General features: G+C 46.9%; 13 protein-coding genes. 7 read left to right on the top strand and 6 right to left on the bottom strand.

What is annotated here, in order from left to right; translation table 11 throughout:
• Positions 1 to 14: 14 nt before the first annotated feature.
• The 7 genes from metQ (at position 15) to IEY13_RS15905 (ending at position 5310) form a co-directional block, all read left to right on the top strand.
• The gene (gene metQ / locus IEY13_RS15935) at positions 15 to 821 is read left to right on the top strand and encodes a methionine ABC transporter substrate-binding lipoprotein MetQ (RefSeq protein WP_188953853.1); all 807 of its coding nucleotides are present in this window, start codon (positions 15 to 17) and stop codon (positions 819 to 821) included.
• 70 nt (positions 822 to 891) lie between these two features.
• Positions 892 to 1287, top strand: a complete 396-nt coding sequence (locus tag IEY13_RS15930; protein WP_188953851.1) for an acyl-CoA thioesterase — start codon at positions 892 to 894, stop codon at positions 1285 to 1287.
• 103 nt (positions 1288 to 1390) lie between these two features.
• Complete coding sequence (locus IEY13_RS15925; protein WP_188953849.1) at positions 1391 to 1900, top strand: hypothetical protein; 510 nt, start codon at positions 1391 to 1393, stop codon at positions 1898 to 1900.
• The gene (locus IEY13_RS15920; RefSeq protein ID WP_188953847.1) at positions 1897 to 2244 is read left to right on the top strand and encodes a DUF6717 family protein; all 348 of its coding nucleotides are present in this window, start codon (positions 1897 to 1899) and stop codon (positions 2242 to 2244) included. Before IEY13_RS15925 ends, IEY13_RS15920 begins: the two co-directional genes overlap by 4 nt.
• A 22-nt stretch (positions 2245 to 2266) precedes the next feature.
• Positions 2267 to 2629 carry a hypothetical protein gene (locus tag IEY13_RS15915; protein WP_188953845.1) on the top strand — a complete coding sequence of 121 codons (363 nt, stop codon included), beginning with the start codon at positions 2267 to 2269 and terminating at the stop codon, positions 2627 to 2629.
• A gap of 21 nt (positions 2630 to 2650) precedes the next feature.
• Positions 2651 to 3742, top strand: coding sequence for a toxin-antitoxin system YwqK family antitoxin (locus tag IEY13_RS15910; RefSeq protein WP_188953843.1), 1092 nt, complete (start codon positions 2651 to 2653; stop codon positions 3740 to 3742).
• Positions 3743 to 3960: 218 nt separating this feature from the next.
• Positions 3961 to 5310, top strand: a complete 1350-nt coding sequence (locus IEY13_RS15905) for an amidohydrolase family protein (RefSeq protein ID WP_188953841.1) — start codon at positions 3961 to 3963, stop codon at positions 5308 to 5310.
• A gap of 78 nt (positions 5311 to 5388) precedes the next feature.
• Here IEY13_RS15905 and IEY13_RS15900 read toward each other — a convergent pair whose 3' ends face one another.
• From IEY13_RS15900 to IEY13_RS15875, 6 genes are all read right to left on the bottom strand, one after another.
• Complete coding sequence (locus IEY13_RS15900) at positions 5389 to 5958, bottom strand: DUF6620 family protein (protein WP_188953839.1); 570 nt, start codon at positions 5956 to 5958, stop codon at positions 5389 to 5391.
• A 25-nt stretch (positions 5959 to 5983) separates the two neighbouring features.
• A complete protein-coding gene (locus IEY13_RS15895) occupies positions 5984 to 6880 on the bottom strand; it encodes a hypothetical protein (protein ID WP_188953837.1) in 897 nt (298 codons plus the stop codon).
• A gap of 20 nt (positions 6881 to 6900) precedes the next feature.
• On the bottom strand, positions 6901 to 7143 hold the full coding sequence (locus tag IEY13_RS15890; RefSeq protein ID WP_188953835.1) for a hypothetical protein: 243 nt from the start codon (positions 7141 to 7143) through the stop codon (positions 6901 to 6903).
• A 2-nt stretch (positions 7144 to 7145) separates the two neighbouring features.
• Entirely contained in the window at positions 7146 to 8114 is a 969-nt protein-coding gene (locus IEY13_RS15885; RefSeq protein ID WP_188953833.1) for an SPFH domain-containing protein, read from the bottom strand.
• A gap of 89 nt (positions 8115 to 8203) precedes the next feature.
• Positions 8204 to 9835, bottom strand: coding sequence for a SusD/RagB family nutrient-binding outer membrane lipoprotein (locus IEY13_RS15880; protein WP_188953831.1), 1632 nt, complete (start codon positions 9833 to 9835; stop codon positions 8204 to 8206).
• 28 nt (positions 9836 to 9863) lie between these two features.
• The gene (locus tag IEY13_RS15875; RefSeq protein WP_188953829.1) at positions 9864 to 12956 is read right to left on the bottom strand and encodes a SusC/RagA family TonB-linked outer membrane protein; all 3093 of its coding nucleotides are present in this window, start codon (positions 12954 to 12956) and stop codon (positions 9864 to 9866) included.
• Between the last annotated feature and the right edge of the window lie 449 nt (positions 12957 to 13405).

The raw sequence follows: 13405 nt of genomic DNA, 5'->3' as shown, positions 1-13405 counted from the left end.
AACCTTTATCTGTTATGAAACTACTATCGTATATCGCTGTTGTTGCTGCCTTTGTTACCGCCACATCCTGTGGTAACAACACTAAAAATGATCCGCATTACCTGAAAGTGGGCGTTACCTCCGGCCCGGAAAAGGCCATTGCAGAAGCCGCCCGGAAAGAAGCCAAAGAAAAGTATGGACTGGAAGTGGAGCTGGTGGCATTTAACGACTATGTGGTACCGAATGAAGCCCTTAGTCACGGTGATATAGATGTAAACGCCTTTCAGCACATACCTTACCTGGAAGCACAAGCCAGACAACGTGGGTACAAACTGGCCGTGGTAGGCAAAACTTTTGTGTACCCGATAGTAGCCTACTCTAAAAAGATTAAAACCACCGCAGAACTGCTTAACGGCAGCACCATTGCCATACCTAACGACCCCAGCAATGAAGGCCGGGCACTGCTGCTGTTGCAGAAAAACGGCCTGATAACCCTGAAAGAGGGGGTAGGCCTGTTGCCAAGACTTACGGATATCACCGCCAACCCCAAAGCGCTGAAAATACTGGAAATTGAAGCGCCGCAATTACCGCGTGTGCTGGACGATAAAGAAGTTACCCTGGCCATTATCAATAACAACTTTGCCGCACAGGCAGGGCTGGACCCGGAAAAAGAAGGCATATTTATAGAGGACAAAGAATCGCCCTATGTAAACGTAATTGCCGCACGGGAAGACAATAAAGACCAGGAAAAAGTACAGCAGTTTGTAAAAGCTTACCAGAGCGAAGCGGTGGTAAAGGCCGCCAGAGAAGTATTTAAAGGCGGGGCGGTTAAAGGCTGGTAAAACATGTTGGTTACGGCTGCACGTTTAACTGAGGCATACGTTAAATTGCAGCCGTAAAAACGACCAACAGATGAACTTTTATACCAGAAAATGGGTAAAACCCGAAGACCTGAATGCACATGGCACCTTATTCGGCGGTAGTTTGCTCCGCTGGATTGACGAGGAAGCTGCTATTTACTCTATTATTCAGCTGGGCACCAACCGTTGCGTAACCAAATACATGAGTGAAATTAACTTTATCAGCAGCGCCAAACAGGGAGATATTATAGAACTGGGCATTAAAGCCGTACATTTTGGCCGCACCTCTCTTACGCTTACCTGCGAGGTACGTAATAAAATTACCCGCAAAAGCATTCTTACCATTGAAAAGATTGTGTTTGTAAGCGTGGATGAAAACGGCGCTCCATGGCCCCATGGCAGAACCAAAATTACCTATACCGACGAGCGTTTACGCGAGGAAGAATAACCGGTTAACACATTATTCAGCCATACCCCTTATTATGCGGCGCAACCGAAAGAAGAGGTTTATTTTCGGCGCACGATAAGCAGTATTTCAACCCGAACATTTTATGAGCAAGAAATTAGTTTCTATAGTAGCCCTTTGTTTTTTGATAGCCTGTGATACATCTTCTGAAAGCAAGGCTAAAGCGCTGGTGCAGGAAGATATGAGAACCTATCTGCCGGATTATAACAGTTATGACCCCATAGATTTCAGCAAACTGGACAGCGCTTTTACCAGCAGTAACCAGCCCGAATTTGAAGCCAACAATGCATTACTGAAAACCTACCAGCAACGGATGGAGGAGTATACTAACCAGCTGAAAGCATATCTGGAGAACAAAATTACCCGCGAACAATCGGAATATTATAACAACCTGCTAAAGCTAACCAAAGACAGCGCCCGCCAGTGTATGGCCCGTAACAGCGAATTAATGCAGGACCTGGCACCCGTTTTTTCCGGTTACCGGATGCAACATACCTTTAAAGCACAGAATGCCGCTGGCAGCAAAACCATGCACCATGTGGTATACTATTTAGATTCGAATATTACCCGTATCATTAACCGTAGAGAACTATGAAACAATTATTCCGTTTTTACAAAACCCCGGAAGACAAATGGTATATTGACCTGCCGGAATGGACAGGCCCCATCAGCGCACTGGAAATGGTGGAAGGCGCAGATGACATGCTGGATAAAGCCAGCAACAATACCAACGAATGTTTTCTGGAATTAAGCGATACTGATTTTGAAGGAGCCGACAGCATACAACTGATAGAAAACCTCCGCGATTCCATCGGCGGTGGCTATTATTATATGGAAACCTACAAAGGCGAAACCATTAACCACAGAATGTGGCTGTGCGAGGTAACTGAATTTGTATTCGGCGGATTGCCGGAAACGATTTACATAAGTTACCGGTAAGTTCAGGTAAAACGTACTAAAAATGATCATCGACAGCCATATACCAAACAAAGATTTTTGTTCAGCCCTGGAGTATTTGCTTACCCGGCTGTTGAGAAGTAGCAGTTTGCCGGAATGTAAAGGCTTTTGGTGTGATGGAGTATCTGCTCATTTGCCAGATAAATACTATCAGCCTTCGCATGTATCTTTCTCAAAACAATTGATATTTAAAGCTTTTTCAGGCAAAACAGGACAGGAGGAGTATGAATTGATTCTGAACCTTAGCTCGCAGGCTGTTCTGACTTACACCCGGCAAGCTGAAATGAGCGAACACCTTCCTGATGCAAACGCTGAAAATACATTTGATATAGACGTGGATAAGCGTCGCATGTGGCTGGCCATCTAACATAATAATTAAACTTTTCCTATGCGCCTGACAACATACACTTTCACTGCATTTACACTTTTACTATGTGGAGTCACCCACGCACAGGTAGCCCTTAACAGCGCCAATATTAAAAACTATGCCCCTTCACTTACCGGCGCAGGAGCATCCGGCGAATGGAATATCAGCGCTAAAAAGCTGAACGGATACGAGTTTGACGCCCGGTGGGGCCAGTCAAGCATCAGCCGCGGAGGTACGCTGCTGGGACTAAACGGCAACACTATTATGTTATATAACGCGGATGCTATAAAGGACTTTATTGGTTTGAACGACAAGGGCGAAACGCTGTATTCCGTTACCAAAAGAGGAAGTACTACCTATAACTCTATTAAGGTTGATGGCACCATGGAAGCCCGCAAAGTAAAAGTAGATCAGCCCGGATGGTCTGATTTTGTATTTGCACCTTCTTACCGGTTAAAACCTTTGCCGGAAGTAGCCAGCTATATTCAGCAGCATAACCGTTTACCGGATGTACCGGCCGCAGATTCTGTAGCACGCCACGGTACCGATGTAGCTGCCACACAGGCACTGCTGCTGCAAAAGATTGAAGAACTGACTTTGTATATTATAGCACAGGATAAAAGAATTGGGAAGCTGGAAGCGGAAAGAAGCGGCCAGCCGGCCGCATATGAAGCAAAGCAACAGGTAGCAGACACCTTTACTACCACCGGTTATGTAATAAAGGATACAAGCGTATTTCTGGGATACAATTACACCATCACTTTTATTCATAAAACCAACCCTGCGCTTTTTCTGCGTAAAGTTTATCAGGATTCCACCTATGCCACGCCGCTAGGTTGGTTTTACTGTGTAAATGAAACCATGAACGGCCCTTACGAGTTTTACCTTACGGGCGGCCTTACCAGTAAAGGGAGAATGAACATGGGTAAAGAGGAAGGAGGAAAGTTGATTTATAATGCCGATGGGAAACTACTTCAGAAAGGTTTTTACAAGGCGGGCATTAAAACAGGCACCTGGGAGTATTACGACAAAACAGGCGCGCTATACCAGTTAAAGGCGTATGATGCAAACGGCAACCTGCTGAAAACAACGGAAGTTGGCCCCACGCACTAATTTTAAAAGCCATCTGCATTATACTACAGTTTGCCAGGGCCATAAAAATTTCAGCAATATCTTTTACGGCAGGCACCTTTACCGCTTCACCATGGTTTTCTTCCTGCATCAAGCCTTACAGCCAGGATAATTATATTTTATCAGGAAAGTAGCCTTATCCCTGAAATTCAGCAAGATAATTGCAGGGGAGTGGTACAACCTTATAATCTGATAATTTTATGCAAATCAGGCACCTTTTTCTGGCGGCAGTACTTGTTACCGGCCAGATATATGCACAAAACACCCTGGTATTCCGCCACGCCAATATTGTTAATGGCAACCGCGATGAAGTACAAACCAATCAGACACTGGTAGTGCAGGATGGAATTATTGTAAGTCAACATACAGAAGCAGCGGAGTTACCTAAAGATGCCACCTATATTGACCTTTCCGGCAAATACCTGATACCCACCCTGTATAACATGCATGGGCACCTGGGCATTATAAAAGACACCACCAACGCTGCTGCCAATTATACAGCCGCCAATGTACGTAACCAGTTGCTACGCTACCAGCACTATGGCGTAAGCACGGTACTTTCTATGGGTACAGAACAGGCGCTGTTGCTGCCGTTACGCGACTCTTCCCGCGCCGGATTAATACCCGGTGCTACTATTTATTCTGCACTTTATGGCTTTGGGGTAGCTGGCGGTGCGCCACCGGTAGCCATGGGCATGAGCAGCGTATTTCGCCCCGAAACAGCTGGGCAGGCACAGAAGCAGGTAGATTCGCTGGCGGCGCTGAAACCGGATGTAATTAAAATATGGGTAGATGATTTTGGAGGCAGCATGCCCAAAATGAAGCCGGAAATATATACTGCTATTGTGCAACAGGCACATGCCAGAGGCATACGGGTAGCTGCGCATGTGTACTACCTGGAAGATGCCCGCAAACTGGTGCAACTGGGACTGGATATTATAGCACACAGCATTCGTGATAAAGAAGTGGATGAAGCTTTTATAGCACTGATGAAGCAACGGAAGGTGGTGTATATACCTACACTTTCGCTGGATGAATTTGCTTACGCATACGAGCAAACACCCGCCTGGGTAAATGATCCGTTTTTCCGTGCCTCGCTGGAACCCGGCGTGTATGAAATGGTTACCAGTACTGCGTATAAGCAGAAAGTAATGAACGACCCTAAAACACCCAGGGAGAAAGCAGCCCTGAAAATAGCCATGCGTAACCTGTTAAAGCTGTACCGTGCAGGCGTTGCCACTGCACTGGGAACCGATTCCGGCGCTTTGCCTATACGGCCGCAGGGCTTTTCAGAACACCAGGAAATGGAACTGATGGTGCAGGCCGGACTTACGCCTGGTGAGGTAATAGGCATAGCAACCCTGAACGGTGCGCGGCTGCTGGGGTTAGCCAACAAACAAGGGAGTATTGAAACCGGTAAGGAAGCAGATTTTGTGATACTGAATGCCAACCCGCTTACGGATATTAAAAATACCCGGAAAATTAACGCGGTTTACCGCAAAGGGCAGAAGGTAAGTAGCGGCCCCATTGGTACTGTAGCTGGCATTTAAAGCAATACATAAAAAAGGCAGCAGCCCATGCAAAACATCTGCATAGACTGCTGCCTTTACAGTAAAGGTTAATCCTTCTTAAAACTCAATATCGTCAGCCACATTACCACCCTGTTCTTCTGCAAAACGTGCGGCGTATTCGTCTTTCTTCTCCTGGCGGTATTGCAGGTACTGGTTCATGGTTTCATAACCTTCCTGCTGCATTACCTGCGACCACTGCATGGCCACCTGCTGAAAATCGCCCAGGGAAATACCATAGTTTTCCAGTATCCATTGCGCCCCGTCTAAGCCGGCTTCGTAAGCTGCCTCGCGGGCACCATTCAGCTCTTCGTAAAAATAGCGGTCAGCAGCCAGTTGCTGCAGATTGCCCTGGTCAGCGGCGGCAGCTGCTGCCTTCAGCGAACCCAGTTTAGGATGCTGATCGGCCTGGGCAAAATAATTGCCCATTTGGGTGGCTACTACAAACTCGCCATCTTCCTGCATGCGCTTTACCCATAAATCATTTACTTCTTCCCATACCGGTTGCTCTATACCCAGTGCCTTACATACATCTTCCACCGGCACATTATTGGCCAAACGGGCATTGGCGGCGGAATAGTCGTACAGGCTTATGCCATGGATAGGCTCTAATAACGGATTGTTTGTCATAGTAACGCTGTTAATAGTGAATAGATTATTGATAGTGCGTTGTAATGGCACGGTAAAACTTTTCGTGGTGTTCGCGCAGATCTGGTAACAGATTATTCAGTTCATCAAAAACAGACCTATGGTACTCTTCCATCAGCTGCGGCGCTTTTACAACGGCTTCCTGCCGCTGCTCTTCCAGCCGGGCTATGGCCTGTTGTTTTTCCTTTATTATCTGGTTGTTTTTTTCGTGAATCAGTGAAAGCTGCAGTTCGTGCGCCTGCATATACAAATCGCGTTCGCGTTGCTGATAAAACTGCTGCTGCTCCAGCACGGGGCGCGAACGTTGTTCTGCCAGTTTACGCGCCGTATCTTCCAGCTGGCGGGCGCTGGTGCCGGGGTTAAATATGTTTTGCGTTTGGCAGAAGGTGCAGGTAATATATACCGTGTAATAATACACCTGGTTTATTGCCAGCTTTGCACCACATTGTTTGCAATAAACCTTTTCTTTTTCGGCATGATACTGTTGAAGATGCGATTGAAAAACTGTTTCGTAATCCTGCCATTCTGCGCGCTCTATGGCGGCAGATTCACTGGCATACAGCTGTTCTTCCCACTGTAGTATTTTTGCCTGGCAACGGTTGCGCCATTCATAAACCATAGAAGAAAAGCCAGCTAAGGAAGACTGCGTGCAATGCCTGTAAAACACAGGCATAATCTGTGTTTCTTCTACCTCCTTCACCTTTTCGCGCAGCTTTTGCACCTGCCCGCGTGTGGCTGCTAAAAACCGGCTGTAAGCCTGCCCGTAAATAGTATCGTTGCGGCGTATGTTCACCGCTTCCTGCTCAAAGCCATTCAACAGTTCCTGTGCACGTTGGGTAAGTTTAACCAGAAAGGCATCCAGCCGTTGTTCCGTAGCTTCCAGGTGTTGTTGCAATTCTTGCATAAAGGTTATCAGGTGTAAGGTTATCGGGAATTGTCTTCTTTGTTGATATACCGGCCATTGGTAAGCGTAGTTTCAATAAACGCATGTCCGCAATAGGCGCAGTGGGTAAGTCCGTCGTTTTTAGTACGGCTGGCCCCGCAATTGGGGCAGGCCGCCTGCTGCGCGCCGGCTGCGTGTATTTCCGCCTCACCACCATAACTCTTTTGTGTAAGCGCGGTCTGCTTCATACGTTCAATAAAACTCATCGGTTTATCCTCTTTCATGGTCACAGGTTTTGTAACAATTCTGCTTTTTTAGCTTTGTATTCCGCCTCATCAATCAGCTGACTATCGAACAACTGTTTCAATCTGGTGAGTTTGCCGGCAATATCATCAGCAGGTGCAACGGGAGTGGGGGCAGAACTGCCTGCAGCCTGTGTTTGTGCAACTTGCTGCAACAACATACCCATAGCCGCACCCTGTTGCGCACCATCATTAATAGCGGTTCCCGGTTGTCCAATAGCGTTGGCGGTATTAAAGCGGGCATACTTATCCATGTCCGTTACCATGTTCATACCCGTTACTTTATCAAAGTATTGCAGCACCTCTTCCGGCAGGTTTACACTACTTACGGTAAACTCTGTAACCTCTACACCCAGCGCCTCAAAATAAGGTGCTATTAAAGGGCGTATTTTCAAATTCACACTTTCCAGGTTACCAGCTATATCTAAAACAGGAATGCCCGATTGCGCCAGTGCCTGGCCAAAACGGGGTGAGATATAATCCCGCAAGGCTATCTGCAGTTCGCCCACCGAAAGTACCGGATACGTACCTGCATATTCTTTAAAAAAGGTAGCTACATCCTTTATGCGTATATTATAAGTACCGAAAGCACGTATGCGTACCTGGCCAAACTGCGTATCGCGCATAATTACCGGCGCTGCCGTACCCCATTTAAGCGCAACAAACTGTTTGGTAGAAAAGAAATATACATCGGCCTTGAAAGGGCTTTCAAAGCCATATTTCCAGCCTTTCAGGCGGGATAACACCGGAACATTGGCGCTGGTGAGGGTATGTAAACCCGGTTCAAAAACATCGGCCAGTTTGCCTTCATTCAGCAGAAGCGCTTTTTCAGATTCGCGCACGGTAAGCTTTGCGCCGTTCTTTATTTCAGCATCTTCATCGGGAAACTTCCACATCATAAGGTCTGGACGGTGCTCAATCCAGGATATCACCTCTATAAATGGTATTTTCATGGCGCTACATAATCAAATATTGTGCAATATATTTCAAAAAACAAAAACGCCTGATGGGGAATCAGGCGTTTTACGTTTATATAACACAGCTATGGCTTTTTATCCCACCATAACTTTGTGCCTCCCACATCGGGCCCACCCAAAGTAGCTGCGGCACGGCCATAACCTACGGGATCACTATCCTTAAATTTATTGCAGATAGGTAAGCGCCGTATAAATGCGGTAGTAGAAATAGTACCGCTGCTCTGGTTATTAATTACCGGAAACAGTTTAGGGTATCCCGTGCGGCGAAACTCGCTCCAGGCTTCCTGCCCGTCAGGATACAGCGCTATCCATTTCTGGGTAATAATCTTTTCCAGCTTTACCTCGTTAGCAGCAGCCTCATCCCACCGGATGGTAACCTTACTGAGGTAGGGGCTGGTGGCATCTATATTATTCTGACCTGCCACCACTGCTTTAGGGTCCACATAAGGTTTGGCTGTAAGTGTACTATTGGTAATATACGCAGCGGCAGAACCGGCAGCCCATTCTTCAAAAGACTTTTCAATGCCCGATTCGTAATTTATCTGCGCAGTACCCGCATGCGCCCAGCCCAGGAGTGCCGCTTCTGCTTTCAGCAGCCATGTTTCAGATGCGGTTGCCAGTTTGGCCATGCCGGCACTGGCACTGAAATAATCGCCCGCAGCTGCTTTGGCAGCGGGTTTTGAATAGTTCCGGTACCGGTCGTTATCAACCAGGGTAATACCATTGCGTATACCAATGTATTGCCCTTCTACGGCAGCATCGGTAGCAGGCAGCATGTAATGCGGCAGGCGCGGATCGTTATAACCACCCAGTATAGCACCTAATGGTGCGCCGGAACGGCAATCGCCCCAGGAATAAATGATATCGTAAATAGGGTGGGCAGAACCCAGGTTAATAAACGCATTATCATCGTTCAGCTCAATGGTACCACCATTGGCCGGGTCCATCGCCTTTTCACCCTGTAGCTTTGCTTTGGCAGCATCTGCATATCGTATACGCAATGCCAGGCGCAAACGCAGGGTGTTGGCCAGCTTTATCCATTGCGTTACATCACCCTGATATACTACATCCGCACCATTCATGGCTTTGGTATCACCCGTATTGGCAGCGGCTTTCAGATATACCAGTGCAGAATCCAGGGTAGAGAAAAAAGCGTTGTAAGCATCCTGCTGCGAATCGTAATCTACCGACAAATCTGCATTGGGTTTGCCGTAACGGGTAAAAATTACCGGGCCATGCACATCAGATACCTTATGGGTAATAATTACCTTTAATACGGCTACCATGCCCCGGCAATGGTTAAAGGCAGTACCCGGATAAGCCAGTGTACCGTTTTCAAAATTCACGGCTTTTTGCAAACCATCATCCAGCTGGTTTACCATAATGCGTTCGTTCCAGCCATCCTTCATAAAATAGTTGGTGTTATTATCGCCGCCATAGGTAGTGGGCGACATAAAATAACCGCTGTACACATCGGCATTCAGGTTCTGCTGCAGCTGATAAATCCAGTTGGTTTGGTTAATGAGATTCTTTTGCAGTTCTTTCAGCGGGCCTATTACCTTGGTAAAGTCAGCATTCAGTATCTGATCGTTTACACCGGAAAGACTGGTATTGTATTCCTCAAAATTTTTGGTACATGCTGCTGTAAGCAATGCTACAGCAGTGACTATATGTAGGAGAATTCTGTTGTTTTTCATCTTTACTACTTTTAAGCGGATAAAGCAATTACAAACCACATTTAACACTGATGCCAATGCTGCGGTAAGCTGGCATTCCAAACACATCAATACCCACACCGCCAGGATATACGCCAGACACCTGTTCCGGATCAAACGGTGCGCTCTTTTTAAAGAAGAACAGGTTACTGCCTATAACGCCCACAGTAACATCTCTGAATACTTTGCCGTTCAGCGCTGTTTTATAGGTAAGCGCTACTTCCCGTAACCGCACTGCGGTAGCGCTATACATATAAGCTTCGTGTATTACGTTTTTGCCGCCGCCGCTGATGGCGTTGTAATAGTTTTGTGCAGTGGTGGTACCCTTCCAGCTCTGGCCCGCGCCGTTTACGGCATTAGTTACCTCAACACCACCGGCATCGCGCGCATCCGCCGTGCGTTTACTTACGCCCATAGCATCGTAATACGGTTCGGACAAACTGAGCACCTTACCACCAAACTTACCATCTACCAGTACATTCAGGGTAAACTTGTGGTAATTGAAACTGTTGTTCCAGCCCATAATCCACCGTGGGTTGGGGTTGCCCAGATACAGGTTGGTTTCATCACGCTGCGGTGCGCCGTTGGCATCTACAATAATCTGCCCGCTGGCATTGCGCTTATAGGTATTGCCATAAATATCGCCAAACGAGCCGCCCTGTTTTACATAGTTTAACGCACCACCATCCAGCGTGTACTTCACATTCGGATCAACCGATACCTCGGAAGGAAACAGCTGTTTAATGGTGTTTTTATTGCGGGTAAAATTGAGGCCGGTGTTCCAGGTAAAATGTTTTTGCGAAACCACTTTGTAACCCAGCACCAGCTCAATACCTGCGTTTTGTATATTACCCGCGCTGATATCGCCTTTGGTACCTGCTGCCACACCACCTATAATAGATACATCTTTAAAAAACTGGTGGGTGATGTTGGATTTATACCATGTAACATCTAACGTAAAACGGTTGTTGAACAAGCGCCATTCTGTACCTACTTCCACCGATTTATTCAGTTCGGGCCGCAGATATAAACCTCCGGCTTTAACCGGCGCGCCATCGGGACTTACATATGTACCGGCGTCTATATTGGGCTGGGGGTTGGTGCGGTTGTCTTCAATACCATTACCCACGGTAGCGTAAGAAGCACGCAGTTTGGCAAAGTTTACCACAGCGGGTAGATTAAATACATCGCTCAGTACTGCGTTGGCACCGGCTGAATAGTAGTTATAGGTTTGCCGCGGTGTAAAGGTGAGGGTAGAAGACCATTCCTGCCTGTCCGTCAGATCCAGAAACAGCTTATTCTGATAACCCAGCTGCACGCTGGCAAATACAGACTGTGTTTGAATACGGTGGTTTTCTATTTTATAATGCCGGCCGTTATCGTTGGTGCCAGGGAAAATAAGATTGCTCTGGGCAAAGATATTCGGGTAAGAAAGGAAGGCATTTTCCAGCGTGGTGTTTATTCTTTTTATATCCTGTATAGAAGCACCGGCAGTGAAGCTAAAACTGAGGTTTTTACTCAGGTCTTTATTGCCAATCAGCAACAGATCGCTATACAGGGTTCGGGAATCAATTTTATTATTATATACTTTACCATTGGTACCGCTGATAACCGATAGGGTAGTGGCATATATATCACGCTCAGCCTCGGAATAATAGTAGTTGTAGTTACCGCGCCCCTGTATAGCCAGCCAGCTGTTAAGCTTATAGTTAAGTGAGGCAGATACATAAGCGTTTTTGTTGTGGGTGGTAATGGCATTGCGGTTGAGAATCCAGTAAGGATTCTGCTGCTCATCGGTACCGGTGTACCCTTTATCCAGATGCAGGTTCCACCAGTTTTGCGCATTCAGATAACGGGAAGAAGAAAAATACTCGTAATTATTGGCATAATCGGCAAAGTTAAGTCCACGTGGAAACAGGTACAGCCCTGTTAACGGGTTAAAATATGTACCCGGTACCATTCTGTTTTTTACCTTTTGCAGCGAGCCCATAAAATTAGCATCCAGTGTAAGCCGGTTATCCAGCAGCTTGCTGGAATTGCGGTAGTTTACGTTATGCTGATCGAACTGGCTGGTAGGCACAATGCCTTTGTTGCTGGTATTGGAATAAGAAAACAGGTTGCTGGCTTTTTCGCTGCCCGAGGTAAAGCTTACGTTGTTAATAAAGGTAGTACCGGTGCGGAAGAAATCTTTTACATGATCTGTACTGCCCCCTTTAGCGCCCCAGCTTTCGCGGCTACCCATGTTGGTAGCGGTGGTAGGCGTGGTTTGCAGATAACTGTTTTGCAGCTGAGGCAATACATACGCCTTATCAAACGTAACACTGCCGGAATAATCTACTTTGCTGATGCCGCTGCGGCCTTTACGGGTGGTTACCAGCACCACACCGTTACTACCGGCGCTGCCATACAGGGCTGCGGCACTGGCCCCTTTTAAAAAGTTAATACTTTCAATATCATCGGGGTTAAGGGTACTGAGGATATCGCCATTGTCGGGCATGGTAGCATAAATATCTACCTTAACGCCTCCGGTTGGGTTTACCACCGGTAACCCGTCAATTACAAACAGCGGCTGACTGTTACGGGTAGATTTATCGCCCCGCATGGTAATACGCACCGCACCGCCCACGCCGCCGGAGGTGCGGTTAATCTGTACACCGGCCACCTTACCGTTAAGGCTGTTGATAAGGTTGGGCGTTTTAACCGCCGTAAGCTCTTCGCCCTTTACGGTTTGGGTAGAATAGGTGAGGGTGCGGGCCTGCCGGGTTAACCCCAGCGCGGTAACCACTACGGCACCTAACTCCGCATTATCGCGGCTTAGCTGCACCGATACGGTGGGGGTACCGGCAGCAACAGGTACCGTAAGCGTGGTGTAGCCGATATAAGACACTTCCAGCGTAAAAGTACCGGGTGGCCCCTGAATACTAAACACACCTTTTACATCGGTTACCACTGAGGTGGCTGTTCCTTTAACCGAAACAGTTGCCCCTGCAAGAGGCACATTGCTGGAATCTCCCGTAACCGAACCGGTTACAGTGCGCGTTTGCGCAAACAGGCAGCCGGCACTGAGCAGCAGCATACCTGCCATAATAAGGCATTTCATCATGTAGCACTATTTTAGGTAAGTAGAAGACACAAAGTGGAGCGGCGTTCATAGCAGCAGTTTCGGTTTATCTCATGTTTTGCGTATACAATGTAAACAAAATAAGCAGTAAGTAAAAGCCCTTTATTAAGTGTATAAAAAACGCTGAATGGGTTTAGTACTGATACTGAGCACATATGCTTTTTTAAAAATGAATGCTATTACACTTTTTTGTGTAAGCCGGCAAAGTGTTCCTGCATATATACCGTAAGGTTACCACCCGGCTGCCTGTATAAGTTTACACATTAACTGCGTATATTGCTACAGGGGTAGCCACTGTAACAACCGGGTAGCACGGCAATACGTTATAAGCGTACAAATACTGTTCACTATCGTACAGAACAGCTATTTGCATTCACACTAATCACATGTTTTACAAACAATTAGCCGCTGGCACCTGCTTTGAAGCGTGT

The sequence above is a fragment of the Filimonas zeae genome (genome assembly GCF_014641615.1).
In the GTDB taxonomy this organism is placed as follows: Bacteria; Bacteroidota; Bacteroidia; order Chitinophagales; family Chitinophagaceae; genus Filimonas; species Filimonas zeae.
Note: the sequence above shows the minus strand (reverse complement) of the source record. Positions and strands in the feature narration are given on the sequence as shown.